The organism is Salegentibacter salinarum (genome assembly GCF_900168115.1).
In the GTDB taxonomy this organism is placed as follows: Bacteria; Bacteroidota; Bacteroidia; order Flavobacteriales; family Flavobacteriaceae; genus Salegentibacter; species Salegentibacter salinarum.
Genome location: NZ_FUZC01000007.1, coordinates 159623 through 185765 on the forward strand (window position 1 = coordinate 159623; position 26143 = coordinate 185765).

At 37.0% G+C, this 26143-nt stretch carries 25 protein-coding genes; 20 read left to right on the top strand and 5 right to left on the bottom strand.

Annotation, left to right across the window (positions count from 1 at the left end; translation table 11 throughout):
• Window positions 1-203: 203 nt before the first annotated feature.
• Both tsaE and porX read right to left on the bottom strand, forming a co-directional pair.
• Window positions 204-608: a tRNA (adenosine(37)-N6)-threonylcarbamoyltransferase complex ATPase subunit type 1 TsaE gene (tsaE, locus tag B5X53_RS10375; RefSeq protein ID WP_079713159.1), complete on the bottom strand. Its 405-nt coding sequence runs from the start codon at window positions 606-608 to the stop codon at window positions 204-206.
• An 83-nt stretch (window positions 609-691) separates the two neighbouring features.
• The gene (gene porX / locus B5X53_RS10380; RefSeq protein ID WP_079713160.1) at window positions 692-2242 is read right to left on the bottom strand and encodes a T9SS response regulator signal transducer PorX; all 1551 of its coding nucleotides are present in this window, start codon (window positions 2240-2242) and stop codon (window positions 692-694) included.
• Between the two features lie 189 nt (window positions 2243-2431).
• Between porX and B5X53_RS10385 the strand changes: the two genes are divergently transcribed.
• The 20 genes from B5X53_RS10385 (at window position 2432) to hisIE (ending at window position 23384) form a co-directional block, all read left to right on the top strand.
• The gene (locus B5X53_RS10385; RefSeq protein WP_079713161.1) at window positions 2432-3661 is read left to right on the top strand and encodes an HD domain-containing protein; all 1230 of its coding nucleotides are present in this window, start codon (window positions 2432-2434) and stop codon (window positions 3659-3661) included.
• 24 nt (window positions 3662-3685) lie between these two features.
• On the top strand, window positions 3686-4714 hold the full coding sequence (lpxD, locus tag B5X53_RS10390) for a UDP-3-O-(3-hydroxymyristoyl)glucosamine N-acyltransferase (protein WP_079713162.1): 1029 nt from the start codon (window positions 3686-3688) through the stop codon (window positions 4712-4714).
• A complete protein-coding gene (locus tag B5X53_RS10395) occupies window positions 4704-6104 on the top strand; it encodes a bifunctional UDP-3-O-[3-hydroxymyristoyl] N-acetylglucosamine deacetylase/3-hydroxyacyl-ACP dehydratase (RefSeq protein ID WP_079713163.1) in 1401 nt (466 codons plus the stop codon). The genes lpxD and B5X53_RS10395 overlap by 11 nt, the downstream gene beginning before the upstream one ends.
• A gap of 5 nt (window positions 6105-6109) precedes the next feature.
• Window positions 6110-6895, top strand: a complete 786-nt coding sequence (gene lpxA / locus B5X53_RS10400) for an acyl-ACP--UDP-N-acetylglucosamine O-acyltransferase (RefSeq protein ID WP_079713164.1) — start codon at window positions 6110-6112, stop codon at window positions 6893-6895.
• A gap of 9 nt (window positions 6896-6904) precedes the next feature.
• Window positions 6905-7471, top strand: coding sequence for an elongation factor P (gene efp / locus B5X53_RS10405; RefSeq protein WP_079713165.1), 567 nt, complete (start codon window positions 6905-6907; stop codon window positions 7469-7471).
• Window positions 7472-7662: 191 nt separating this feature from the next.
• Window positions 7663-8592: a UDP-3-O-(3-hydroxymyristoyl)glucosamine N-acyltransferase gene (locus tag B5X53_RS10410; RefSeq protein WP_079713166.1), complete on the top strand. Its 930-nt coding sequence runs from the start codon at window positions 7663-7665 to the stop codon at window positions 8590-8592.
• Between the two features lie 6 nt (window positions 8593-8598).
• On the top strand, window positions 8599-8994 hold the full coding sequence (locus B5X53_RS10415) for a nuclear transport factor 2 family protein (protein WP_079713167.1): 396 nt from the start codon (window positions 8599-8601) through the stop codon (window positions 8992-8994).
• A gap of 141 nt (window positions 8995-9135) precedes the next feature.
• A complete protein-coding gene (gene sucD, locus B5X53_RS10420; protein ID WP_079713168.1) occupies window positions 9136-10011 on the top strand; it encodes a succinate--CoA ligase subunit alpha in 876 nt (291 codons plus the stop codon).
• 131 nt (window positions 10012-10142) lie between these two features.
• Window positions 10143-10889 (top strand): 3-oxoacyl-[acyl-carrier-protein] reductase, encoded by a 747-nt coding sequence (gene fabG, locus B5X53_RS10425; protein ID WP_079713169.1) that lies wholly within the window; start codon window positions 10143-10145, stop codon window positions 10887-10889.
• Window positions 10890-10941: 52 nt separating this feature from the next.
• Window positions 10942-12972, top strand: coding sequence for a hypothetical protein (locus tag B5X53_RS10430; protein WP_079713170.1), 2031 nt, complete (start codon window positions 10942-10944; stop codon window positions 12970-12972).
• A 14-nt stretch (window positions 12973-12986) separates the two neighbouring features.
• Window positions 12987-13805: a prohibitin family protein gene (locus B5X53_RS10435; protein WP_079713171.1), complete on the top strand. Its 819-nt coding sequence runs from the start codon at window positions 12987-12989 to the stop codon at window positions 13803-13805.
• 10 nt (window positions 13806-13815) lie between these two features.
• Window positions 13816-15114: a serine hydrolase domain-containing protein gene (locus B5X53_RS10440; protein ID WP_079713172.1), complete on the top strand. Its 1299-nt coding sequence runs from the start codon at window positions 13816-13818 to the stop codon at window positions 15112-15114.
• Between the two features lie 329 nt (window positions 15115-15443).
• Window positions 15444-16307 (top strand): ATP phosphoribosyltransferase, encoded by an 864-nt coding sequence (gene hisG / locus B5X53_RS10445; RefSeq protein WP_079713173.1) that lies wholly within the window; start codon window positions 15444-15446, stop codon window positions 16305-16307.
• Between the two features lies 1 nt (window position 16308).
• The gene (gene hisD / locus B5X53_RS10450; RefSeq protein ID WP_079713174.1) at window positions 16309-17598 is read left to right on the top strand and encodes a histidinol dehydrogenase; all 1290 of its coding nucleotides are present in this window, start codon (window positions 16309-16311) and stop codon (window positions 17596-17598) included.
• Window positions 17599-17732: 134 nt separating this feature from the next.
• Window positions 17733-18779, top strand: a complete 1047-nt coding sequence (gene hisC, locus B5X53_RS10455) for a histidinol-phosphate transaminase (protein WP_079713175.1) — start codon at window positions 17733-17735, stop codon at window positions 18777-18779.
• A gap of 163 nt (window positions 18780-18942) precedes the next feature.
• The gene (gene hisB, locus B5X53_RS10460; RefSeq protein ID WP_079713176.1) at window positions 18943-20085 is read left to right on the top strand and encodes a bifunctional histidinol-phosphatase/imidazoleglycerol-phosphate dehydratase HisB; all 1143 of its coding nucleotides are present in this window, start codon (window positions 18943-18945) and stop codon (window positions 20083-20085) included.
• Between the two features lie 77 nt (window positions 20086-20162).
• Entirely contained in the window at window positions 20163-20747 is a 585-nt protein-coding gene (hisH, locus tag B5X53_RS10465; protein ID WP_079713177.1) for an imidazole glycerol phosphate synthase subunit HisH, read from the top strand.
• A 182-nt stretch (window positions 20748-20929) separates the two neighbouring features.
• Window positions 20930-21667: a 1-(5-phosphoribosyl)-5-[(5-phosphoribosylamino)methylideneamino]imidazole-4-carboxamide isomerase gene (gene hisA / locus B5X53_RS10470; protein WP_079713178.1), complete on the top strand. Its 738-nt coding sequence runs from the start codon at window positions 20930-20932 to the stop codon at window positions 21665-21667.
• A 102-nt stretch (window positions 21668-21769) separates the two neighbouring features.
• On the top strand, window positions 21770-22525 hold the full coding sequence (gene hisF / locus B5X53_RS10475) for an imidazole glycerol phosphate synthase subunit HisF (protein WP_079713179.1): 756 nt from the start codon (window positions 21770-21772) through the stop codon (window positions 22523-22525).
• Between the two features lie 241 nt (window positions 22526-22766).
• The gene (gene hisIE / locus B5X53_RS10480; RefSeq protein ID WP_079713180.1) at window positions 22767-23384 is read left to right on the top strand and encodes a bifunctional phosphoribosyl-AMP cyclohydrolase/phosphoribosyl-ATP diphosphatase HisIE; all 618 of its coding nucleotides are present in this window, start codon (window positions 22767-22769) and stop codon (window positions 23382-23384) included.
• A gap of 138 nt (window positions 23385-23522) precedes the next feature.
• Here hisIE and B5X53_RS10485 read toward each other — a convergent pair whose 3' ends face one another.
• From B5X53_RS10485 to B5X53_RS10495, 3 genes are all read right to left on the bottom strand, one after another.
• Window positions 23523-23921, bottom strand: a complete 399-nt coding sequence (locus tag B5X53_RS10485; RefSeq protein WP_079713181.1) for a GlcG/HbpS family heme-binding protein — start codon at window positions 23919-23921, stop codon at window positions 23523-23525.
• Window positions 23922-24000: 79 nt separating this feature from the next.
• Window positions 24001-24741, bottom strand: coding sequence for an NYN domain-containing protein (locus tag B5X53_RS10490; protein WP_079713182.1), 741 nt, complete (start codon window positions 24739-24741; stop codon window positions 24001-24003).
• Between the two features lie 183 nt (window positions 24742-24924).
• Entirely contained in the window at window positions 24925-26085 is a 1161-nt protein-coding gene (locus B5X53_RS10495; protein WP_079713183.1) for a baeRF7 domain-containing protein, read from the bottom strand.
• Window positions 26086-26143: the final 58 nt, after the last annotated feature.

A 26143-nucleotide genomic window follows, 5' to 3' on the forward strand; every position in this document is an offset into this window, starting at 1 on the left:
ACATTAATCGTACTTTTGCGCCTTTTTTTAAGCAAAAAAATGGCTATTTTTTAGCGGTTTTTACTTTACACTGCTAAAAATTTAATAGCAAAAATATGAAAATTTTCTAAATCTTCTGGTTTTCTGTTTAATACTGTTTACCAAAACCTTCTAAAGTGCTAACACCGGAGATTTTATGTAGTTAGAGTTTCTTTAACTTTTCATTAACACAAGTTTAACATTCTTGTGTTTTCACCTTGTATGGAAATTTCAATTTTTTGAAAGTTTTCCTCCAGGAATTCCTGTATTTTTTGTGGCCATTCTATTAAAATCCATCCATTAGAATTCAAATATTCTTCCAAACCTATATCGAGGGCTTCATTGGGGTCTTCCAGTCTGTAAAAATCAAAATGATAAATCGGTTCCCGGGGAGTATGATATTCATTAACTAATGAAAACGTGGGGCTTGATACTCTGTCTTCGCTTCCTAAAGCTTTTACCAGAGCTTTTATAAGGGTGGTTTTACCGGCACCCATTTCGCCATAAAATAACAGAACATTATTTTTAGCGTTTTTTATTATGTACTGTACAGCCTCATCAATTTGGGCTAAATTGTAGGTAACCGGCATATAAATAATAGATTTTTGGCAATACAAAGATAGGGAATAAATTAATATACCCTATATTATGCTAAAAATCAGGGATTAATCCCCTATTTTGGTTCCAAGACTACAAATGGAATAATCATTTCTTCCAGGGAAACGCCACCGTGTTGATACGTGTTTCGATAATAGCTTACATAGTGATTGTAATTATTAGGATAAGCAAAGAAAAGGTCTCCCTTAGCGAAAATAAAAGAACTACTCATATTAATACTGGGCAGATGTATGCTCTTAGGATTTGAAGCCGCTAGTACATCTTTTTCTTCGTAAGTAAGACTTTTACCCGTTTTATACCTCAGATTTAAACTGGTGTTCTTATCTCCAATAACTTTTGAAGGATTTTTAGCATTTATAGTTCCGTGGTCCGTAGTGAGTATCAATTTAAATCCTAGTTGCCGTGCCTGCTGAATAATATCTAACAACGGCGAATTCTTAAACCAGCTATAGGTTAAAGATCGGTAAGATTTATCGTTAGAAGCCAGTTCTTTAATTACTTCCATCTCTGTCTTGGAGTGGGAGAGCATATCTACAAAATTGTAAACTACAACAGTAAGATCGTTATCCTTCTGTGTTTTGAAGTTTTCTGCCAGTTTTCTTCCGGCTTTTAAACTGGTGATTTTATGATATTCGTGTTTAAAGCTTTTCCCCAGTCTTTTTAGCTGTTCGTTTAAAAATTCGGCTTCGTGATTATTTTTACCTCCTTCTTCGGTATCGTTTTTCCAGTATTGCGGAAATAACTTTTCCATTTCACTTGGCATTAAACCAGAAAACATTGCATTACGCGCGTATTGGGTAGCTGTGGGTAAAATGCTGTAATAAGGTTCTTCCTTTTCTTTCTTATAATAATTAGCAATTACCGGTTCTAAAGCTTTCCACTGGTCGTATCTTAAATTATCTACCACAACAAGGAGCGTAGGTTGTTTGTCGTTAATTTCGGGCACCACTTTTTCTTTAAAAATAGTGTGTGACATAATTGGCGCTTCTACACCTTTCTCAAACCAGGACGGATAATTCTTGTCTATAAATTTGCAAAACTGTGTATTGGCTTCATTCTTTTGAGATTCCAGTATTTCAAACATTCCGCTATCTTCCAGGCCTTCCAGTTGTAGCTCCCAGTAAATTAATTTCTGGTAAAGCTCAGCCCATTCTTCAAAAGTATTCACCTGGCTCAAATCCATCGCAATTTTCCGGAATTCCTGCTGATAATTCGAAGTAGTTTTTTCAGAAATAAGTCGGGAGTGATCCAGGTTCTTTTTTATACTAAGCAGAATCTGGTTTGGATTCACCGGTTTAATAAGGTAGTCGGCTATTTTAGACCCAATAGCCTCTTCCATAATATACTCTTCCTCACTTTTGGTAATCATTACAACCGGAAGATTCTCTCTTTTCTCTTTAATTTCAGCAAGGGTTTCCAGGCCGGTAAGTCCCGGCATATTTTCGTCAAGAAATACTATATCAAAACTTTCTTCTTCAATTTGTTCTAATGCTTCAGTTCCACTTTGGCTGGTAACCACTTCGTAATCCTTAGATTCCAGAAACAAAATATGCGGTTTCAGTAAATCTATTTCATCATCTACCCAAAGTATTTTTATCTTATTCATATCTTATATTTTTTCTCATTAACTGAGATTTAATTCTTCTATGTTTTTTTGACCTTCTATTGATCGTCTTTAATTAATAGTTTTCTTCTGATATTTTGAAAATTGAGGTTTTTTATAACTTAATAATTGCTTTTTCAACTTCCAAAGTCTATCTATGTATCTTTGTTCTAAATTAATACGTTACCAAGCTTGACTTCAACTAATAAACTCAAAATATTAAACGATCCAATTTACGGATTTATTACCATCCCGAGTGAGCGTATCTTCAGTATTATTGAGCATCCTTATTTTCAACGCCTGCGTAGAATTTCGCAAATGGGAATGTCTTATTTGGTTTATCCGGGTGCCCATCATACTCGTTTTCATCACGCTATTGGTTGTGTGCATTTAATGCAAAAAGCGGTGCAGATACTTAGGCATAAAGGAGTTATAATTTCTGAAGCCGAAGAAGAGGCATTGCAAATTGCCATTTTATTACACGATATTGGTCACGGACCTTTCTCTCATGCCATGGAACATAGCATTGTGGAAGGCGTTGATCACGAAAGTATTTCTTTGCTTTTTATGGAAGAAATGAACCGTGACTTTAACCAAAGTTTAACGCTGGCACTGCAAATTTTCCGCGGAACCTATAACCGAAGGTTTTTAAATCAGTTAATCTCTAGCCAGCTTGATATGGATAGGCTGGATTATTTAAAACGCGATAGTTTTTATACGGGTGCGGCTGAAGGAAACATAAATAGTGAGCGGTTAATCACCATGCTGAACGTGGTGAAGGATGATTTGGTTATTGAAGAAAAAGGAATTTATTCCGTAGAAAAATTTTTAGTCGCCAGAAGATTAATGTACTGGCAGGTTTACTTGCATAAAACCAGTCTGGTAGCCGAACAGCTTTTAATCAGAGTTTTAAAACGAGCCAAAGAGCTTGTTGAAAAAGGTGAAAAACTTAATGCCAGTAAAGCGCTTTCATATTTTCTTTACAACAAAATAGGACCCGAGAATTTTTCTTCGGAAACCTTATCTATTTTTGCCCGTTTAGACGATTACGATATTATTTCGGCAATGAAAGAATGGCAGGATCACGAGGATTTTGTGTTGAGTAATTTATGCAATATGATTATAAACCGTGATCTTTTAAAAGTAAAGATCAAGAAGAAAAAACCATCGGTAGCAAAACTTGAAAAGCGTAGAAAGGCACTTCAGGAAAAGGAAAATATTTCAGCAATAGAAGCCGATTATTTTGTGTTTAGCGGTGAAGTGACCAATACTGCCTATAAAAGTGAAAATAATAATATTAATATTTTACATAAAAACGGAAAGATTAGCGATGTGGCTAAAGCATCAGACCAATTGAATTTAAAAGCCCTCTCAAAAACAGTGGTTAAGTATTATATATGCTACCCGAAGGCCAAACATTAACGCTTTTTTTTTACTTTTGCCAGAATGAAATTTACAGCAGCACAAATAGCAGAGATTCTCGACGGAAAAATTGAGGGCAATCCTGAGGTCGAAGTATCTGAATTAGCTAAAATTGAAGAAGGCGGTGAAGGTTCTCTTACCTTCTTAAGTAACCCGAAATATACTTCCTATATATATTCTACACAGGCATCTATAACCATTGTAAATAGTGATTTTGAAGCCGAAGAACCAATTACCACCACTCTAATAAAAGTAAAAGATGCTTATAAAGCATTCTCTAAATTACTGGAATATTACAACCAAATAAAATTAAATAAACAGGGAATTGAACAACCAAGCTTTGTCTCAGATTCAGCTGAGTTTGGTGAAAACCTTTATTTAGGTGCTTTCGCATACATAGGTGAAAACGTAAAAATTGGTAAAAATGTAAAAATTTATCCCAATGTTTATATTGGTGATAATGTAAAAATTGCAGATGATGTTATAATCTTTCCGGGAGTGAAAGTTTATTCTGAAACAGTTATTGGTAGTAATTGTGTTTTGCACAGCGGAGTTATAATAGGGGCCGATGGTTTTGGATTTAGCCCGGGAGAAGATGGGATATATTCAAAAGTTCCGCAAATTGGAAATGTGATTATAGAAGATAATGTAGATATTGGGGCCGGTACCACAATAGACAGGGCAACACTGGGTTCTACCATTATAAGAGAAGGAGTAAAACTGGATAACCAAATTCAAATTGCCCATAATGTGGAAATTGGCTCTAACACTGCCATAGCTGCACAAGCTGGGATTGCAGGTTCTACCAAAATTGGTGAGAATTGCTTAATTGGTGGGCAGGCAGGAATTGCAGGACATTTGCAAATTGGTGACAGGGTGAAAATTCAAGCGCAATCCGGGATTGGTCGAAATGTGAAAGACGATGAAATGTTGCAGGGTTCTCCCGCATTTGGCTATGGAGATTTTGCCAAATCTTATGTTCATTTTAAAAACTTACCTAAAACCATAGATACACTTAACCAATTAGAAAAAAAAATTAAAAATGGCTTATAAACAGGCGAAACAACATACCATAGATAAAGAGATTTCTCTTGAAGGGGTTGGGCTGCATACCGGGCAGAAAGTGAAAATGACTTTTAAACCTGCTGCAGAGAATACCGGTTATGTTTTTAAAAGAATGGATCTTGAAGGAGAACCCGAGATTGAGGCAGATGTAAGTTATGTGGTAAATACCCAAAGAGGTACTAACCTGGAGAAGAAGGGGGTGAAAATTCAAACTTCAGAACACGTCCTTGCCGCTTGTGTAGGTATGGATATAGATAATATTGTAATTGAATTAAATGCTTCTGAACCTCCAATAATGGATGGTTCTTCAAAGTTTTTCGTTGAAGCTTTGGAAAAGGCTGGTGTGGTTGCACAGGAAGCCGAGCGTGAAGAATTTGTGGTAGAGGAGGTAATTACTTACCACGACGATGAAAGCGGAAGCGAAATTATTGTGATGCCCGCCGATGAATACCAGGTGACCACTATGGTAGACTTTGAAACAAAGGTTCTGGGGACACAAAACGCAACCATTTCTCGTCTTTCTGAGTTTAAAGACGAAATTGCAAATGCTCGCACCTTCAGCTTTTTACATGAGCTTGAAACTCTATTAGATCACGGTTTAATTAAAGGAGGCGATCTAAATAATGCTATTGTTTATGTAGACAAAGAAATAAACGAAGAAACCTTTAAAAAACTTCGTATTGCCTTTAATCGTGATAATATTTCGGTTAAGCAAAATGGAATACTGGACAATTTAACCTTACATTATCCCAATGAAGCTGCAAGGCACAAACTTTTAGATGTTGTTGGAGATCTTGCATTAGTAGGGACCAGGATTCGTGGAAAAGTTATTGCCAATAAGCCTGGACATTATGTGAACACCCAATTCGCCAAAAAACTGGCGAAAATAATTAAAGCTGAAAAACGGAATAATGTTCCAAAAATAGATTTTGATCAAAAACCATTAATGGATGTGACCGATATAATGGATATATTGCCGCATCGTTCTCCGTTCCTTTTGGTAGATAAAATTTATAGCTGTACGGATACCTGTGTAATTGGTTTAAAGAATGTAACCATGAACGAGCCTTTCTTTGTGGGTCATTTCCCGGGAAAACCGGTAATGCCCGGGGTACTTCAGGTGGAAGCTATGGCTCAAACTGGGGGTATTCTTGCTTTAAAATCGGTGCCAGATCCAGAAAATTACCTTACTTATTTTATGAAAATAGATAATGTAAGATTTAAACAACAGGTAGTGCCTGGAGACACATTAATATTCAAATTAGAATTACTTGCGCCTATTCGCCGCGGAATTTGCCAAATGCAGGGCTATGCTTATGTGAATGGAAAACTGGCTACCGAGGCCATTCTTATGGCGCAAATTGTAAAATCAAAATAAAAAATATGAACCAGCCTTTAGCTTACGTACATCCGGGAGCCAAAATTGCTAAAAACGTAGTGATAGAACCTTTTACTACAATTCATAATAATGTAGTAATTGGCGAAGGAACCTGGATAGGATCTAACGTAACTATAATGGAAGGTGCCCGAATTGGAAAGAATTGCAGTATTTTTCCGGGAGCCGTTATTTCTGCTATTCCGCAGGATAAAAAGTTTGACGACGAAGATACCATTACGGTTATTGGAGATAATACTACAATTAGGGAATGTGTAACCATTAATCGTGGTACCACAGACCGAATGAAAACGGTGATAGGGGAAAATTGCTGGATTATGGCTTATTGCCATATTGCTCACGATTGTATAGTGGGAGATAATTGTATCTTCTCTAACAATAGTACCCTGGCCGGCCATATAAATGTTGGAGATTACGTGATTCTTGCAGGAATGGCAGCAATTCAGCAGTTTTGTAGTATTGGGAGACATGCCTTTGTTACCGGCGGGTCTTTGGTAAGAAAAGATGTTCCTCCGTTTGTAAAAGCGGGAAGAGAACCACTCTCTTATGTTGGTATAAATTCTATTGGCTTACGCCGAAGAGGATTTACAACTGAAAAAATTCGTGAAATTCAAGATATTTATAGAATTTTATATCAGAAAAACTATAACAACTCCCAGGCTGTTGCAATAATTGAAGCTGAAATGCAGGCAACCGCAGAAAGGGACGAAATTTTAGAATTTATTAAAAACTCACAGCGAGGTATCATGAAAGGATACTTTAGCTCTAATTAAAACAAAATAATGGCTAGTACAAGTGACATTAGAAACGGATTGTGTATTCGTTACAACCACGATATTTATAAGATCACTGAATTTTTACACGTAAAACCGGGAAAAGGACCTGCTTTTGTAAGAACCAAACTAAAAAGTGTCACCACGGGAAAAGTTATTGAAAATACATTTTCTGCGGGTCATAAAATTGAAGATGTTCGTGTAGAAACCCATAAGTTTCAGTATTTATACAATGATGATGAATTTTATCATTTTATGAATGTTGAAGATTACACTCAAATTCGTCTGACAGAAAATGCATTAGATCAGCCAAAACTTTTAAAGGAAGGTGAAGTGGTTACCGTTATTATCAATACTGAAGATAATGCGCCACTTTCGGTAGAAATGCCTGCTAGTGTTGTGTTAGAAGTAGCTCATACTGAACCCGGAGTTAAAGGAAATACAGCTACAAACGCTACTAAACCGGCAACGGTTGAAACCGGGGCTGAAGTGAATGTTCCTTTATTTATCAATGAAGGCGACAAAATTAGAATTGAAACCGAAAAGGGTACATATAAAGAAAGAATTAAGGAGTAGCTTTTTAAGAACGATTCATTGAAAAATTTTAAAATCGTCATCCTGTCCCGAAGTTTTGGGATATTTCAGAGCTTGCTCCGAACTTATTCGGAGATCTAAGCTATTTACAATTAAAACATTTGAGAAGCTGAAACAAGTTCAGCTTGACGATAACGGAACTTTTCAGGTAGTTTTTATTAATATTAATCAATATGAAATTCCCACAAGAACATACGCTGCAGCAAATTGCCACTATTATTGATGCACAATATATTGGTGATGCCAATTTCCCGGTTTTGGGAATGAATGAAATTCACGTGGTAACGCCCGGCGATATTGTTTTTGTAGATCATCCAAAATATTACGATAAAGCTTTAAATTCGGCCGCGACCGTAATTTTGATCAATAAGAAAGTTGATTGTCCTGAAGGTAAGGCTTTACTTATTTCAGAAAATCCTTTTTCAGATTTTAATAAACTAACCCAATATTTTAAACCTTTTAAAAAAGCGGAAAAATCTGTTTCAGATTCGGCACAAATAGGGGAGGGCACGCATATTCAGCCAAATACTTTTATCGGACATAATGTGAGAATAGGCAGTAACTGCCTTATTCATTCCAATGTAAGTATATATGATAATGCCGTTATTGGTAATAACGTGATTATACATTCCGGTACCGTTTTGGGTGGCGATGCTTTCTATTATAAAACCCGGCCGCAAGGTTTTGATAAATTAAGATCTGGTGGCCGAGTAGTTATAGAAGACAATGTGGAAATTGGTGCAAATTGTACCATAGATAAAGGCGTTACCGGGGATACCACCATTAAAGAAGGTACAAAACTGGATAATTTAATTCAGGTTGGGCACGATACTGTAATTGGAAGAAAATGTCTAATTGCGAGCCAGGTAGGAATAGCCGGTGCTGTCACTATTGAAGACGAGGTTACCGTCTGGGGCCAGGTTGGAATGCGCAGCGGGATAACCGTGGAAAAAGGCGGCGTACTTATGGGAAAAGCCGGAATAACGAAATCTACCAAAGCAAATAAAATCTATACCGGAAATCCGGCAATGGAAGCCAGGGCAAAATTAAAAGAGTTGGCGCTCTTAAGGCAATTACCTAAATTGCTGGAAAAATTAAAGTAAAAGACTATGGGCTTAAAAAGTAAAGAGATTGTTGAGAAATTTTATACTTCCTTATTTAATGATGAAAAGGGAACATTAGACAATTTTTTGCATCCCAATGTAGACCTCACGTGGTACGGCACTACCGGACTTAAAAAACTGGATTTTGATGAGATCCTGGCCATTAGAAATGATATGGCTAAAAACTATGAATCGCTTAAAGCCGAAATTGAAAAGACGGTTGAGGAAGATCATCAAATCGCTATTCAGTTTACTTATCACGTAAAAACCATAGAAAATCCTGATGAAGAAATGCCACTTGCGCATTTTATGGCTATTTGGGAATTAAAGGATGAGAAGCTTTTTAAAGGAGTACAAATCTCACAACTTGGCGAAGAGATAGATGAAAGTCCCTGGTCTTAATTTTTAGACATTCGCATTAATTAAAGGTTTTGAGTTAAAACTTTAATTCAATTTTAAGAGTACAAGCCCAATAAACCACCAAAAAACTTTAGGTTTTATATTTAAAAACCTACTTTTGTAATCGCAAAAATCAAAAAATTTATGAGCGTTTTAGTCAATAAAAATTCAAAAATAATAGTTCAGGGATTTACCGGTAGCGAAGGTACTTTTCACGCTGAACAGATGATAGAATACGGAACCAATGTTGTTGGAGGGGTAACTCCCGGAAAAGGAGGTCAAAAACACCTTAACCAACCAGTTTTCAATACAGTTTCTGATGCTGTTGAAAAAACAGGAGCAGATGTTTCGATAATCTTTGTACCGCCGGCGTTTGCTGCAGATGCAATTATGGAAGCTGCCGATGCCGGGATTAAAGTAATTATTACAATTACTGAAGGTATTCCTGTTGCCGATATGGTAAAAGCTTACGATTATATTCAGGATAAAGATTGCCGTTTGGTAGGCCCTAACTGCCCGGGTGTAATTACTCCGGGAGAAGCAAAAGTTGGTATTATGCCAGGTTTTGTTTTCAAAAAAGGAAAAGTAGGGATTGTATCCAAATCGGGTACATTGACTTATGAAGCTGCAGATCAGGTTGTAAAACAAGGGCTTGGAATTACTACCGCTATTGGAATTGGTGGAGATCCAATTATTGGAACTACAACTAAAGAAGCCGTAGAATTATTGATGAATGATGATGAAACCGAATGTATCGTAATGATTGGTGAAATTGGTGGCCAGTTAGAAGCAGATGCTGCAAAATGGATTAAAGAGAACGGAAATAAAAAACCGGTGGTAGGTTTCATCGCTGGAGAAACTGCACCGGCTGGCCGTACTATGGGTCACGCGGGAGCAATTGTTGGCGGAAGCGAAGATACCGCTCAGGCTAAGAAAGCTATTCTTAAAGAAAATGGAATTCACGTTGTGGATTCTCCAGCAGAAATTGGCAAGAAAGTAGCCGAGGTTATGAAAGGCTAAATTCATATTAAGTGATATTTTAATCCTCCTTGATTTGGTGTAAATGCTAAATACAGGAGGATTTTTTATTTCTTAGCTTTTGCTTTTGTTATATTTGGAACTAATAAATTAACATCAATCTTTTTACAAATATGAAATTATTAGAAGGAAAGAATGCTATAATAACCGGTGGGAGCCGTGGGATAGGAAAAGGAATCGCAAAAGTATTTGCTGAACACGGTGCCAATGTTGCTTTTACTTATAATTCATCTGCCGAATCTGCAAATGCACTTGCCGAAGAATTAAGTAAACTGGGAGTAAAGTCTAAAGCTTATCAGTCTAATGCAGCCAGTTTTAAGGAAGCAGAACAATTAGTGAAAGATGTAGCTGCCGATTTTGGTGAAATTGATATTGTGGTTAATAATGCCGGAATCACCAAAGACAATTTATTAATGCGAATGAGCGAAGAAGATTTTGATAAGGTGATTGAAGTAAACCTGAAATCTATCTTTAATATGACCAAAGCGGTGCAGCGAACTATGCTAAAACAACGCAAAGGAAGCATTATTAATATGAGTTCGGTGGTTGGAGTAACCGGGAACGCGGGACAGGCAAATTACGCCGCTTCAAAAGCCGGAATTATAGGTTTTTCTAAATCTATGGCGCAGGAACTTGGTTCCAGAAATATTAGAACCAACGTGATCGCTCCTGGGTTCATAGAAACCGAAATGACTGAGAAACTGGACGAAAAAGTTGTGGACGGCTGGAGACAGGCTATCCCTTTAAAACGTGGCGGCGCTCCCGAAGATATAGCAAATGCCTGTGTTTTCCTTGGTAGTGATCTTAGTTCTTATATCACCGGCCAGGTACTTCACGTAGACGGTGGAATGCACACTTAGAAAGTTAGTAGTTATAAGAATTGCTATTAACTTTTATCTCGATTTTCCATAAATGAATATAAGCACCATCATACTCATAGCCCCGGCCATAATTATTGCGCTGGGGTTTGCTTTTTTTCAGTACCTCTTTAAGAATAAAAACAAGAGTAGGGAAACTTACATCTACCTTGCTTTACGTTTTCTCTCTGTTTTTATACTTCTTTTGTTGCTTATTAACCCTAAGATCACTTCCACAACTTACGAACTCCAAAAACCTAATTTAATTCTTGCTGTAGATGACTCTGAATCTATTGCACATTTAGAGCAGGCAGATACAGTTCAGAATATTTTAGAAGAATTAAAGTCTAATGAAATAATTCAGGAACGTTTTGAGCTAATTCAATATAATTTTGGAAATGAATTATTGAATTCAACTACACCTGAATTCAAAGCTACTCAAACCAATATTAGCGCTTCTCTGGAAGCGGTAAAGGAGTTTTCTCGAAAAAAACCTACCGCCGTATTGCTCATTTCCGACGGAAATCAAAGTACCGGTAGAGATTTTCGTTATTTCAAACCGGGAAATAACCAGGAAATTTATCCTGTGGTCGTTGGCGATACCACACAATATTCAGATTTAGAATTATCTCAATTAAATGTAAATACCTATGCTTTTTTAAATAATCGTTTTCCGGTTGAAGCCTTCATTTCATATTCAGGAGAAGAACAGGTAGATTCAAAATTCATAATTAGATCTGGGGAGAATGTAATTTTATCTGAAGAAATTTCACTTGATTCAGAAGATAATTCCGCAGTGATTAGGGCTGAACTTCCTGCTTCAAGCTTGGGTGTTCTTTCTTATGAAGCCGAAATTATTCCGTTAGAAAATGAAAAAAACAAAGCAAATAACACCGTACAGTTCGCAGTAGAAGTTATTGACGAACGCAGTAAGATTCTACTGATAAGCGCTGCCCCACACCCCGATATTGGAACTTTTAAAAAGTCGATAGAAACTAATAAGCAACGACAACTCGATATAAAATATCTCGAGGATGATTTATCGAATTTAGAAGAATATCAGCTAATTATTTTATATCAGCCAGCTTCAGGTTTTACTCCTGTTTTTGAAGATTTAGAAGAAAATAATCAAAACTACCTGTTAGTTTCGGGCACACAAACCAATTGGAATTTTCTTAATAGAATCCAGGATTTTGTGAAAAAAGATTTTGCCAATCAGCTCCAAGAAATTTTCGCTGTAAAAAACCCGAATTTTAATCAGTTTCAATTTGAGGAAACCGGGTTTTCGGAATTTCCGCCGTTGGAAGATAAATTTGGAAATATTAGCGTTCAGAATAATAATTTTGAAAGTATTTATTTTCAGGAAATTGAAAATTTGGGAACTTCACAGCCCTTAATGGGCATCGCCGGGGAAGGCCAGAATAAATATGCCTTTATTTTTGGAGAAAATATCTGGAGATGGCGCTCCAATACATATTTAGAGAATAAATCGTTCGAAAAATTTGATAATTTTATTGGTAAGCTGGTTCAAAATATCACTTCAACACAACAAAGAGAGCGATTAACCATAGATTATAACTCATTTTATTATGAAAATGAAGCTATAAAACTAACCGCAAATTTTTTCGATCAAAATTATCAGTTTGATCCCAATGCCGATTTGGTGATTGCCGTAGAATATTCAGAAGAGCGTATAGAATCTCAATTGGTTCTAAAACATAACGGTTATGAAGTAGATTTAGGCAATTTACCGGCCGGAAAGTATGATTTTAAAATTACTGAAACAGGTTCTCAAATAGCACGTTCCGGCAGCTTTGAAGTAATTGCTTACAATATTGAGCAACAGTTTATTTCGGCCAATAAAAATGCGATGGAAGCCCTGGCAGAAAATTCAGGCACACAGGTTCATTATCAGAATCAACTTCAGCAATTAAGTAATGCACTTCTAAGTAACGATAAATACAAACCCGTTCAAAAAAGCCGTCAAAAAATTGTACCTTTGATAGACTGGTATTACCTTCTATTTCTGCTTGTTTTGATACTCGCCGCAGAATGGTTTTTCAGAAAATACAAAGGATTAATTTAAATACAATTACATAGATGGAAAGATTACCTAAACTCGGAATTCCTATTATTATAGGAATCGTACTTTTAATAATATTTGTTGCAAAATCGACTGTTACCATAGGTTCTGGTGAGGCCGGCGTGCTTTATAAAACTTTTGGAGGTGGAGTAGTTACAGATGAACCACCGCTAAATGAAGGTTTTCACCTGGTAGCTCCCTGGAACAGAGTTTTTGTTTACGAAGTAAGACAACAGTCGCTTGAAGAACAAATGCAGGTTTTAAGTTCTAACGGACTTGAGATCAATATTGATGCTTCTACCTGGTTTCAACCTTCTTACGCAAACCTTGGAAGCCTGCACCGTGAAAAAGGTGAGGAATACATAAGGCGTTTACTTCAACCCGCAGTAAGATCGGCTGCAAGGGCGGTTGTGGGTAGATATAACCCAGAGCAATTGTATGCCAGTAAAAGGGAAGCTATTCAGAAAGAAATTTTAGAAGAAACCCAAATTTTACTTCAGGATCAATATGTTCAGGTGAATGAAGTTTTGGTGCGAGATGTTTCACTTCCCGATAATATTAAAGAAGCTATTGAGCGTAAATTACGCCAGGAACAGGAATCTTTAGAATACGAATTTAGGTTGACCAAAGCTACCCAGGAAGCCGAACGTCAGCGTATTGATGCCGAAGGTAAGGCGCGTGCAAACGAGATTTTGAATGCCTCTTTAACTCCTAACATTTTAAAGGAAAAAGGTATCCAGGCCACGGTTGAGCTTGCCAAGTCTAATAACGCCAAGACGGTTGTTATAGGTTCTGGCGAAGGGGGATTACCTTTAATTTTAGGCGGATCAAATTAAAATATTGAAAATGAGATCTATTTTCTTAAATATTGCAAGGCTTTCTATTTTTATAGGAAGCCTTGCAATTTCAGCACAAACCAGTTCGATTAATAATTCAGGAACACTTGAAACAGCTGCTCCTGCTGAAGTAGGAATGTCTTCAGAAAGAATTTTGAAGATTGAAGAAATGCTGAAATCGGCAATTGATGAAAACCAGATTCCGGGAGCTGTAGCTTTAATAGCCCGCGATGGGAAAATTGTTTTTCACGAAGCTTATGGTGAAGCAGATGCTTCAGGAAAGGAACTCGAAAAAGATGCCATTTTTAGATTGGCCTCGCAAACAAAAGCGATAACAGCTACAGCCGTAATGATGCTTTGGGAAGAAGGGAAATTCCGTTTAGATGATCCTGTTTCAAAATATATTCCTGAATTTAAAGATCCTAATATTCTAAAGGATTTTAAAGAATCTGACAGCACCTTTACTACTACGCCGGCTGAAAATGAAATTACCATTAGGCATTTGCTAACGCATACTTCCGGACTTGGTTACGGGATGATTGATAGTGATGATCGTATCAAAAAGATTTACGCCAAGGCCGGAATCACCGAATTATTCACTGAAGACGAGGTGAGCATTGGAGAAAATGTAAAGAAACTGGCGACTTTACCATTACACCACGAACCCGGGGAAAAATTTACGTATAGTTTAGGTTTGGATGTGCTTGGTTATTTTATTGAAGTAATTTCAGGACAGGATTTTGATGAATTTCTGAAAAAAAGAATCTTCGATCCACTTCAAATGGATGATACAAGGTTTTATCAGCCTTCAGAAAAAAAGGATCGCTTAGTGGCGGTACAGCATAAAAAAGAGGGAGAATGGGAAAATTATCCAAATACATTTTATAATACTAATTATCCGTTAGCCGAAAACGGTTCTTTCTTTTCCGGTGGCGCCGGTTTATCGGGAACTGCTGAAGATTATGCTAAATTCCTTCAAATGTATCTAAACGGAGGAGAATACAATGGTACACGCTTATTAAGTCGAAAAACGGTAGATATTATTATGGGAAACCAATCGGGTGAGAAATTTAATTATCCAAATCAGTACTACGGTCTTTCGTTCGGAATTGTAAGTGAAACCGGAGAAATTGCAGGAGGGCAGGGTAGTGCCGGCACATTTGATTGGGGCGGTTATTTCAACACGCAATATTTTGCAGATCCCGAAGAACAAATAATCGGTATTTTGTTGAAGCAAACCCAAGGCAACACCGGTGATGAAACCGGCTGGAAATTCAGGCAAATGCTTTTTAGTGCTGTAGATGATTAAGAAAAAGCCCGCTGTAGGCCCATAAATAATTACTTTCCGAGAAGGTAACATTTTTGTATAATTCCGATTATCGCATAAAACAATTCATAAAAAAGCAGAAAGCTGTTTTGCAGTTTAAAATTTATATTTAGATTTGTATTCACAATGAAGAAGTTTCAATTACATCACCATCATTTTTACAACTGCGCTCAGGCGAGGTAAATTTGGTGTGTTGTAATTTCCAGCATATTTAAGACCCGTTTGAGCTATTCAAACGGGTTTTTTTGTTTTATAATCAAAACCAAGCCTCACAGATTTTTAAACCCTGTGATTTATAAAAAAAAATTAAAATGAGTCAGGAAAAATTAAGAATTGCTATTCAAAAATCGGGTCGATTAAATGAAGATTCGCTCAAAATATTAAAAGACGCAGGAATTTCTGTAGATAACGGAAAAGAGCAACTAAAAGCTTCTTCTCGTAATTTTCCTTTGGAAGTGATGTATTTGCGAAATGGGGATATCCCGCAGTATTTAAGAGATGGTGTGGTAGATGTCGCTATTATTGGTGAAAATGTATTAATCGAAAAAGGAAAAGATATTATACAGGGAGAAAAACTCGGATTTTCAAAATGCCGTGTTTCACTTGCAGTTCCAAAGTCGATGAAATATACGGGAATTGAAGATTTAGACGGAAAAAAGATTGCCACTTCCTATCCCAATACGGTAAATGAATTTCTTGAAAAGAAAGGAATAACTGCCGAATTGCATATTATTAATGGCTCAGTTGAAATCGCTCCAAATATTGGCCTGGCCGATGGGATTTGTGACATTGTTTCCAGCGGAAGCACACTTTTTAAAAACGGCCTCAAAGAAGTGGAAGTAATGCTGAAAAGTGAAGCAGTGCTCGCTATTTCTCCTAAAATTTCATCGGAAAGAAAAACGATTCTTGAGAAATTACAATTCAGGCTAAAATCGGTTTTAAATGCACGGACTTCAAAATATATTCTCTTAAACGCTCCAAATGATAACCTGGATAATATCATTAAATTGCTACCCGGGATGCGCAGCCCAACGGTTTTACCGCTTGCTGATAAAGGTTGGAGTTCAATTCACACCGTAATCAATGAAGAACGTTTTTGGGAGGTTATTGACGAATTAAAACAAAACGGTGCCGAAGGAATTTTGGTAGCGCCAATTGAAAAAATGGTACTTTAAAATGAAAAAGTTTTACAATCCCACCAGATCAGAATGGTCCGAAATTTTAAAAAGACCCACACAAACCGTAGAAGATATCGAAGAAACAGTGAATCAGGTCTTTGCTGAAGTAAAAGCGAAAGGCAATGATGCCGTTTCAAAATATACCGAACTTTTTGACGGGATCAACCTTGAAGAAACCCGGGTTTCTAAGGAAGAAGTGAGTTCGGCTGAATTTCAAATTTCTGAGGATTTAAAGCAGGCGATAAATTTAGCTAAAACGAATATAGAAAAATTCCACAGCGCTCAAAAAACGGAGAGAATTGAAGTAGAAACTACAAATGGTGTAAAATGCTGGCAGGAGAAAAGACCAATTCAAAAAGTCGGATTATATATTCCCGGGGGCAGCGCTCCTTTGTTTTCAACCATTTTAATGCTTGCCGCTCCGGCCAATATCGCAGGCTGCAAAGAGATTGTACTTTGTACGCCACCCGATAGAGAGGGAAATGTGCATCCCGCTATTCTTTATACAGCTGCGCTATGCGGAGTCACGAAAATCTTTAAAATCGGAGGCATCCAGGCTATTGCCGCTATGACTTTCGGTACGGAGAATGTGCCAAAAGTTTATAAGATATTTGGCCCCGGAAATCAATTTGTAACCGTAGCAAAGCAATTGGCTACCCGTCATAATGTTGCAATCGACATGCCGGCTGGCCCTTCAGAACTATTGGTTTTTGCTGATGATACAGCAAATGCTGCTTTTGTGGCTTCCGATTTATTAAGCCAGGCAGAACACGGCACCGATAGCCAGGTTATTTTAGTTTCTAACTCCAAAGAGCTTATAGAAAATGTTGAAGCTGAAGTTGAAAATCAATTAAATGATTTACCCCGAAAAAGTATTGCGGAAAAAGCTATTGCACATTCCCGTCTTATTTATACTGAAGATAAAAATGATGCACTGGAATTAATAAACGAATATGGCCCGGAACATTTTATAATTTGTGCTGAAGATGAAACTTTTTATACTGAAGGGATTCAAAATGCAGGTTCGGTTTTTATTGGCAATTACACGCCAGAAAGTGCCGGCGATTACGCTTCAGGAACCAACCATACTTTGCCAACAAATGGTTATGCAAAACAATACAGCGGAGTGAATCTGGATAGTTTTATGAAGAGTATGACTTTTCAGAAAATATCTGAAAATGGAATTCGTGAAATTGGTCCGGCTATAAAACTAATGGCAGAAGCCGAAGGTTTACAGGCCCATAAAAATGCAGTGAGTTTACGTTTAAAGGAATTAAGAACTAAATAAATTTGGTAGTCTGGAAAAGCTGTTAAGTCGTCATTCTGAATTTATTTCAGAATCTAAGATTTTCAATTAGTTTCGAACTAGACCCTGAAACGAGTTCAGGGTTACGTCCTGATTCCACAAGACCATAAAAAAGAATGAAAAATTTCAACATAAATAACCTGGTACGGCCCAATGTTGCAGGTTTGAAACCTTATTCATCGGCCAGAGACGAATATCAATCTACCGGATCAGAAATGGTTTTTCTAGATGCTAATGAGAATCCATTCCAAACTGATGTTAACCGTTATCCAGATCCGCAGCAACGCAGTCTTAAGGTTGAATTGGCAAAGCTAAAAAATGTGGTCCAGGGGAATATTTTACTCGGTAACGGGAGCGATGAAGTTTTAGATTTACTTTTTAGAGCGTTTTGTGAACCGGGAAAGGATAATATTATCACTTTGCCTCCAACTTATGGGATGTACAAAGTGTTGGCAAATATCAATAATATTGAAAACAGGGAGGTTTTGCTAAATGCAGATTTTGAACCCAATGTTGAAGAAATTCTGAAATGGGTAAATCAAAACACGAAAATGATCTTCTTATGTTCCCCCAATAACCCAACCGGCAACTCTTTTTCAGAAGAAAATGTTTCAGAAATTTTAAACAATTTCAACGGTTTAGTTATTATTGATGAGGCTTATATTGACTTTTCAGCACAAGAAAGTTGGTTGAATAAACTGGAGCAGTACCCAAATTTAGTGATTACGCAAACCCTTTCTAAAGCTTACGGGATGGCGGGGATTCGCCTGGGAATTTGTTATGCTTCCGCAGAAATTATCGGGATTTTAAATAAAATTAAACCCCCATATAATGTAAACGAATTAACCCAACTAAGAGCTTTAGATCGCGTGCTAAATTCTGATAAAGTAAATTCCGAAGTGTCTGATTTACTTGAAGAAAGAGATGCTGTAGGTAAAGCTTTAGTTGAAGTAAAGTTTATTGAAAAAATTTATCATTCTGATGCTAATTTTATCCTTGTAAAGGTTGATAATGCCAATAAACGTTACGACCAATTAATTCAAAAAGGAATCGTAATTAGAAACAGAACTACCCAACCTCTTTGCGAAAATACATTGAGGTTTACGGTAGGAACTGAGGCTGAGAACAGAAAGTTAATAGAAGTTTTAAAAAGTATAGAATAAGTAATAAAAACTTTTAGGCGTCATCCTGTCCCGAAGTTTCGGGATTATTTCAGGCTCTAAGTTGTTAGAAAATGTTATTTAAAGGACGGGATGCTGAAAACCCAGCTTTGGAGTTAAAATTAATATAGATTTACGCGAAGGCGGAAATGACTAAGAATAAGTTATGAAAAAAGTATTATTTATAGATCGTGACGGGACTTTAATTCACGAGCCGGAAGATTACCAGGTAGACAGTATAGAAAAACTGGAATTCTACCCCGAAGCTCTTTATTATTTAAAGAAAATTTCATCTGAATTGGATTTTGAGTTTGTAATGGTTACCAATCAGGATGGCTTGGGATCTGAAGCTTATCCGGAAGAAAAATTCTGGCCTATTCAAAATTTTATACTACAAACCTTTAAAAATGAAGGCGTAGAATTCAGTGAAATTTTAATGGATCGCACATTTGCCAAAGAGAACTCTCCAACCCGAAAACCCAACACCGGGCTGTTAGAGGAAAAGTATTTAAATAATGAAAAGGAATACGATCTTAAAAATTCTTTTATGATCGGCGACCGGCTTACAGATATTGAATTCGCTTACAATTTTGATGGAAAAGGGATTTTTATTGACACCCACGAAGATCTTGCAACCGATGAAGTACAGAACGATCAGGAGAAGGTTAAAAGAACCATTGCTTTAAAAACCGATAGTTGGAAGAAGATTTATGAGTTCCTGAAGTTGAACGACAGGACTGCCGAAATCTCCCGGAAAACCAATGAAACCGATATTTTTATTCGGCTGAATCTGGACGGAACGGGGAAATCAGAAATTAGCACCGGGATTGCATTTTTTGATCATATGCTGGATCAAATAGCCCGTCATGGCCAAATGGACCTTATAGTTGATGTTAAAGGTGATTTAGAAGTTGATGAGCATCACACTATAGAAGATACAGCTATCGCCCTGGGAGAAGTGTTCAGTAAAGCTTTAGGTAACAAATTGGGAATAGAACGCTACGGGTTCTGTTTGCCAATGGACGATTGCCTGTCTCAGGTAGCCATCGATTTTGGCGGAAGAAACTGGATTGTTTGGGAAACTGAATTTAAGCGGGAAATGGTTGGAAAAATGCCAACTGAAATGTTCTACCATTTCTTTAAATCCTTTACCGATGGTGCAAAAGCAAACCTAAACGTAAAAGCCGAAGGCCAGAACGAACATCATAAAATCGAAGCGATTTTTAAAGCTTTTGCGAAAGCTATTAAAATGGCAGTAAAACGAGATGCTGAAAAGATGATTTTACCTTCAACAAAGGGAATGCTATAAAAGATGATAGACATGAGTATTGAGTAATGAAATATATGGAAGAACAGCACTCAATACCAACTACTGAATAAAAGAAAATGAACATTGTAATAATAGATTATGGCGCCGGGAATATCCAAAGCATAAAGTTCGCAATAAAGCGTCTTGGCTACGATGCAATTCTTAGCAGCAATGCGGAAGAGATCAGGTTGGCAGATAAGGTGATTTTTCCGGGTGTGGGAGAGGCGAGTAGCGCTATGAAAATGCTGAAATCCACCGGATTGGATAAAGTGATTCCTACCTTGAAACAACCGGTTTTGGGAATTTGCCTTGGTATGCAATTAATGTGTACCTATTGCGAGGAAGGCGATACCGACGGACTTGGGATTTTTCACGCCAATGTGGTTAAATTCGATAATAAACTTAAAGTACCACAAATTGGCTGGAACCGTATTTATGATTTAAAATCGGAATTATTTACCGGAATTTCAGAGCAGGAATTCGTGTATTTGGTGCATAGTTTTTATGTAAAGGAATGCGAAGAAACCATCGCATCGACAGAATATGGTGTGGAGTATACTTCGGCAATCCAGAAAGATAATTTTTATGGTGTACAGTTTCACCCGGAAAAGAGCAGTGATGCAGGAGAAAAAATTCTTGAGAATTTTTTAAAAGCCACGTAAGTAGATTTCAATAGAACGCGTCATTGCGATGGAGGCACGACTGAAGTGATCCTCTAATCTGGAAAAAATCTATCGAAGGATTACCACGCTCCTTTGTCGCTCCCTCGTAATGAGGTAGAGAAGCAAGAATAAATATTAGTGAATTTGTGGCTAAATAATAAATACTAATTAGATACTTAAAAATGAGAATAATTCCGGCTATAGATATTATTGAAGGTAAGTGCGTAAGACTTTCCAAAGGTGATTATAATACCAAGAAAATTTATAATGAAAATCCGTTGGAGGTGGCTAAAAACTTTGAAGCACACGGAATTCAGAATTTACATTTGGTAGATTTAGATGGCGCAAAGTCAAAGCACATCGTGAATCACAAAATCCTGGAAGAGATTGCTTCAAAAACCGGTTTGAAAGTAGATTTTGGCGGCGGACTTAAAACCGATAAAGACCTGAAAATTGCTTTTGAATGTGGCGCAAATCAAATTACCGGTGGAAGTATCGCGGTGAAGGATCCAGAAACTTTTAAAAGCTGGCTTCAGAAATTTGGTTCAGAAAAAATAATTCTGGGCGCTGATGCAAATAACGAAAAGATCGCGGTGAGCGGCTGGCAGGAAGAATCCACCAAAGAACTCATTCCTTTTATCCAGGAATATCAGCAGGAAGGTGTAAATTATGTAATTTGCACCGACATCTCTAAAGATGGAATGCTTGAAGGCCCGGCATTTGAACTTTATCAAAGAATTTTAAAAGAAACTACTTCAGAAGATAAAGAGTTAAATTTAATCGCTTCCGGAGGGATTTCAACTTTTAGTGAACTACCCAAACTGGCTGAGCTGGGCTGCGAAGGAACCATAATCGGAAAGGCGATTTATGAAGGCCGTATTCAGCTAAAAGAACTGGAGAAATTTATTTTAAATAACTAAGTGTTCCCATTTAAAGGAGGGATGCCTGGAAGGCGGGCGGGTGAGTCACTTCAAACTTTCGAAACTTCTTTTAAAAATAAGAAGGAACTTAAAATATAAAAAATGCTTACAAAACGAATTATACCCTGCCTGGATATCAAAAACGGAAGAACCGTAAAAGGCGTGAATTTCGAAGATTTACGCGATGCGGGTGATCCTGTAGAGTTGGCTGAGATCTATGCGAAATCGGGGGCAGATGAACTGGTTTTTCTTGATATTTCAGCTACAGAAGAAAAACGGAAAACCCTGGCCAATTTGGTGCGAAGAGTAGCCGAAAAAGTAAATATCCCATTTACCGTTGGTGGTGGAATTTCCTCGGTGGAAGATGTAGATATTTTACTAAAAAATGGTGCCGATAAGGTTTCGGTAAATTCTTCTGCGGTGAAAAATCCTGATTTGGTTAATGAACTTGCGGCGAAATTTGGGAGCCAGTGTATTACCGTCGCAATCGATGCCAAGGAGATAAACGGCGAATGGATGGTACATTTAGTTGGTGGGAAAGTTCCAACCGATTTAAACTTATTTCAATGGGCCAAAGAAGTGGAAGAACGCGGTGCGGGAGAAATTCTATTTACATCAATGAATAATGATGGCACTAAGGCCGGATTTGCCAATAAAGCATTAGCGGTTTTATCTTCAGAATTGAACATTCCAGTAATTGCTTCAGGCGGAGCCGGGAATATGCAGCATTTTTGCGATACCTTTATTGAAGGAAAAGCAGATGCCGCACTTGCAGCCAGTGTTTTTCATTTTAAGGAAATCGAAATTAAAGATTTAAAGGAAGAGCTTCGCAGGAATGGGGTGGAAGTTAGACTTTAAAGAGATAAGAATAAAAAGACAGGATTCAAGAAAAGAGAGAAAAGAAAATAGAATAGAGAAATCTTTATTCTTTGCTCTTTCATCTCTATTCTATATCAACAAAAATATTAGTTCCTGAAATAATTCAGGATGGCATGCACTACCTCGGAGCAAGCTCACGGGGCATTCATTGGGAACATTGTTTAATTTCCGAGCCAAGCCTCGGAGAAATTAATCTCGATTATCGAGTAAAAAAATAAATATGAATATAGATTTTAATAAAAATAACGACGGTTTAGTACCTGCGATAATTCAGGATGCATCTACTAAAAATGTTTTGATGCTGGGCTATATGAATGAAGAGGCTTTTTTGAAAACTAATGAGACTAAAAAAGTTACTTTTTTCAGCAGGACTAAAAAGCGCCTGTGGACTAAAGGCGAAGAAAGCGGCAATTATCTTCATTTGGTGAATATTAAAAATGATTGCGATAATGATGCCTTATTGATCTCGGTAAATCCTAAAGGACCAACCTGTCATAAAGGAACTGATACTTGCTGGGGTGAGAAAAACGAACCAAATTTTGGGTTTCTGACTAAATTGGAAGGAATTATTGCGAAACGTAAAAGAATGAGCGAAGTGGAGCCTGAACTTCGGGAAGATAAAAACTCTTATGTAGTGTCACTTTTTGATGCCGGAATGAATAAAATAGCCCAGAAAGTAGGTGAGGAAGCTGTAGAAACTGTTATTGAAGCTAAAGATGATAACGCAGAATTATTTTTAAATGAAAGTGCCGATTTACTTTTTCATTACCTCATTTTACTAAAAGCTAAAGGATATTCTTTAAAAGATATTAGCGAAGTTCTGGAAAAAAGACATTAAAAAAAGGCCGCCAAGAAAGATCAAATTTCATCAGTTATAACTTAGTTCAGTTTCTAAAATGCTTTAATTTTAAGCATCTTAGATTCTGAATTTGGTTCATAATGACGAATTTTAGTATCCTTCAGACGGCTCATTTATTTAGATACTTTCGGCGGCAAAAGTTGCCACTGCGTGATCATTATCCACGCTGCTACCCGAAACGCCAACCGCGCCTATAATGTCTCCACTTTTATTTTTTAAAGGCACTCCGCCGGGAAAAGTTATAAGTCCGTTGTTGGAATGCTCAATATTAAAAAGTGCTTCGCCGGGTTGTGATAATTTTCCAATTTCCCCGGTGTTCATATCAAAGAATCTTGCGGTTTCGGCTTTTTTAATGGCAATATCTACCGAGCCCAGCCAGGCACCGTCCATCCTGGCAAAAGCTGTTAAGTTTGCGCCAGAGTCTACCACCGCAATATCCATTTTCACATCTAATTCTTTCGATTTCTTTTCGGCAGCAGCAATAACTTTTTGCGCCTGTGCTAAAGTGATATTCATAATTTAAGGTTTTAAATTTCCCCTAGATTATAGAATGAAAAATGGAATTTATTGATTTTAAGAGGAATATAACGAATATTTAATCTTTGTTGCGGACGTAAATTAATTTGAATTTACTGCTTTGATTGGTACGTGATTCAATTTCAAATTTATCTATAGAATGAATCATTGGGGTGAGTTTTTGAAAGCCGTAATTACGGGAATCAAAATTGGGTTGTTTTTTCTGAAGTAAGCTTCCCACATCGCCAAGAAATGCCCAACCGTCTTCATCGGCAACATCTGAAATTGTTTGGGAAATAAGCCGAACCACTTTTGGAGTAATTTTATCTACGTTTTTCTTTTTGGTAGTTTTCCCGCCTTTTTCGGTTTCCTGTTCGCTATCTTTTTCAGAATTCTTTAAAATTTCAATATAAATAAATCGGTCGCAGGCAACGATAAACGGTTCAGGAGTTTTCTTTTCACCAATACCAATAACATTTTTTCCGGCCTCTCTAAGTCTGGTGGCTAATCTTGTAAAATCGCTATCGCTGGAAACCAGGCAAAAACCATCTACTTTATCTGAATACAAAATATCCATGGCATCGATGATCATCGCAGAATCTGTAGCATTTTTTCCTTGCGTATAACCATATTGCTGAATGGGATTTATAGCGTTTTCCAGTAAAACATTCTTCCATTTAACCAAATGGGGTTTTGTCCAGTCGCCATAAATTCTTTTAATAGTTGGATTGCCGTATTTGGCAATTTCTTCCATCATTTCTTTAATATAGGCAGATGGAATGTTATCACCATCTATTAATACCGCAAGATTTGTATCCATAAAACTTTAAATTAAGTGGTAAAGATACTTTTTTTACTCGATAATAAAGATTAAATGCTCCCGGGCTTATCTCAAAAATTGAACAATTGGTCATTATGAATATCTCTTTTTACTCGCATTTTTAGTTACTAGAAAAGACGGCTCGTGGCCGTCTTTCCTATTTCTTAGATTAAAATGCTTTGTTTAATTAAAGCGATAAAGCGCATTCATTTTTGATTGTTTTTCGGGCATTTGTGCGCCAGGAATTAGAAAAACATTTCCTCCCTGTCTTAAAACTTCTTTTGCGGCCCAATTCATTAAAGAATAGTTCTGACTCGTTTGCTCATCGTCTATACTTACATTCATATTATCATTATTGTAAGTACCCCAAATTTCGCTTCTGTTTTCAAGGAATAATGTATCTACTTTTCCCTGTTGAATTGCGGGTAGAATATCGGTAACTGAAGTGCCGGTGTTATCGGTATTGTTCAGTTCTTCGAATTTCTTCATTTTCTCCCTTTTAGTCTTTTCAAGATACGGCTCTATAGTTTGTAGTGCCTTTTCGTGCAAGCCAAACATATCTGTATCTGCAGGGTTTCCGGGAACTACTTTATCAAACAAATGCTTATAAGTGTTTACATCTTTATAGATTGGGAAAAGGTAATCTTGTGTAGATACCACCAATGGAACATTTTCATCGTGTAAAATTGTTTCCAGGCCTTTATCTATTGCTCTAAAATACTTTAGAATTTCCTCTTTTCTTTCTTCTTCGCTACCACTGCCGTGCCCGTGGAATATCGTTTTTTCTCCCCCGGAACCCTGGGTTCTAAAATCTAAGTGTTTTTGTTTATAATCAAAGCCTACACGTTCTTCGAGGCGGGTAGGGGTTAGATCGTCTACCTCTACTTTACCTATACTGTATTTGGTAGCTTCATATAAAACCACATCTTCTAATTGAAGAGCCAGTAGATAAAAACGGGTATCTTCAGAAAACATTGGAACCAGAGGTTTTATATAAAATTCATTGGAAATATAAGAATGCGTTTCAAAGTTTACCGGCAGGGTGTATTTTTCAAAAAAACCTTCAGCGGCAAAAATTGCGAGTCCGTCGCTTTGATGGCGCCAAAAAGATTTATCGTTTAGAAGTTCTTCAATTGGTTTCCCAATTTCCTGAATTTTTTCCTCGGAAATTTCTTTTTTCTTAAGCTCGTTGCCAACTTCTTTCCAAAGCGATTTCAGATGGGTTTTATTCTTTTCTTCCAGTACTTCCTTCCCCGCTCTTTGAGTTGGAATAAAAATAGAAATACAGGTTTTATTGTCTTGGGTGCTTAATTTTTGCAAGTCTTTTTCATTAATCAAACTCATCTTATTAATTTTTTGGTTAACTGAATACTCAAGATAAGTTGATTTCGCTTTATTTCAA

What these genes read in the sequence shown, in the direction of transcription:
- B5X53_RS10490 (WP_079713182.1), bottom strand. Translation starts at nt 24,741, where the DNA reads ATGGATACAAATCTTGCGGTATTAATAGATGGTGATAACATTCCATCT.
- hisA (WP_079713178.1), top strand. Translation starts at nt 20,930, where the DNA reads ATGAGAATAATTCCGGCTATAGATATTATTGAAGGTAAGTGCGTAAGA.
- hisC (WP_079713175.1), top strand. Translation starts at nt 17,733, where the DNA reads ATGAAAAATTTCAACATAAATAACCTGGTACGGCCCAATGTTGCAGGT.
- B5X53_RS10485 (WP_079713181.1), bottom strand. Translation starts at nt 23,921, where the DNA reads ATGAATATCACTTTAGCACAGGCGCAAAAAGTTATTGCTGCTGCCGAA.
- sucD (WP_079713168.1), top strand. Translation starts at nt 9,136, where the DNA reads ATGAGCGTTTTAGTCAATAAAAATTCAAAAATAATAGTTCAGGGATTT.
- hisIE (WP_079713180.1), top strand. Translation starts at nt 22,767, where the DNA reads ATGAATATAGATTTTAATAAAAATAACGACGGTTTAGTACCTGCGATA.
- hisH (WP_079713177.1), top strand. Translation starts at nt 20,163, where the DNA reads ATGAACATTGTAATAATAGATTATGGCGCCGGGAATATCCAAAGCATA.
- hisB (WP_079713176.1), top strand. Translation starts at nt 18,943, where the DNA reads ATGAAAAAAGTATTATTTATAGATCGTGACGGGACTTTAATTCACGAG.
- B5X53_RS10495 (WP_079713183.1), bottom strand. Translation starts at nt 26,085, where the DNA reads ATGAGTTTGATTAATGAAAAAGACTTGCAAAAATTAAGCACCCAAGAC.
- porX (WP_079713160.1), bottom strand. Translation starts at nt 2,242, where the DNA reads ATGAATAAGATAAAAATACTTTGGGTAGATGATGAAATAGATTTACTG.
- B5X53_RS10415 (WP_079713167.1), top strand. Translation starts at nt 8,599, where the DNA reads ATGGGCTTAAAAAGTAAAGAGATTGTTGAGAAATTTTATACTTCCTTA.
- hisD (WP_079713174.1), top strand. Translation starts at nt 16,309, where the DNA reads ATGAAAAAGTTTTACAATCCCACCAGATCAGAATGGTCCGAAATTTTA.
- efp (WP_079713165.1), top strand. Translation starts at nt 6,905, where the DNA reads ATGGCTAGTACAAGTGACATTAGAAACGGATTGTGTATTCGTTACAAC.
- B5X53_RS10440 (WP_079713172.1), top strand. Translation starts at nt 13,816, where the DNA reads ATGAGATCTATTTTCTTAAATATTGCAAGGCTTTCTATTTTTATAGGA.
- B5X53_RS10430 (WP_079713170.1), top strand. Translation starts at nt 10,942, where the DNA reads ATGAATATAAGCACCATCATACTCATAGCCCCGGCCATAATTATTGCG.
- lpxA (WP_079713164.1), top strand. Translation starts at nt 6,110, where the DNA reads ATGAACCAGCCTTTAGCTTACGTACATCCGGGAGCCAAAATTGCTAAA.
- fabG (WP_079713169.1), top strand. Translation starts at nt 10,143, where the DNA reads ATGAAATTATTAGAAGGAAAGAATGCTATAATAACCGGTGGGAGCCGT.
- B5X53_RS10435 (WP_079713171.1), top strand. Translation starts at nt 12,987, where the DNA reads ATGGAAAGATTACCTAAACTCGGAATTCCTATTATTATAGGAATCGTA.
- hisF (WP_079713179.1), top strand. Translation starts at nt 21,770, where the DNA reads ATGCTTACAAAACGAATTATACCCTGCCTGGATATCAAAAACGGAAGA.
- B5X53_RS10395 (WP_079713163.1), top strand. Translation starts at nt 4,704, where the DNA reads ATGGCTTATAAACAGGCGAAACAACATACCATAGATAAAGAGATTTCT.
- B5X53_RS10410 (WP_079713166.1), top strand. Translation starts at nt 7,663, where the DNA reads ATGAAATTCCCACAAGAACATACGCTGCAGCAAATTGCCACTATTATT.
- lpxD (WP_079713162.1), top strand. Translation starts at nt 3,686, where the DNA reads ATGAAATTTACAGCAGCACAAATAGCAGAGATTCTCGACGGAAAAATT.
- hisG (WP_079713173.1), top strand. Translation starts at nt 15,444, where the DNA reads ATGAGTCAGGAAAAATTAAGAATTGCTATTCAAAAATCGGGTCGATTA.
- tsaE (WP_079713159.1), bottom strand. Translation starts at nt 608, where the DNA reads ATGCCGGTTACCTACAATTTAGCCCAAATTGATGAGGCTGTACAGTAC.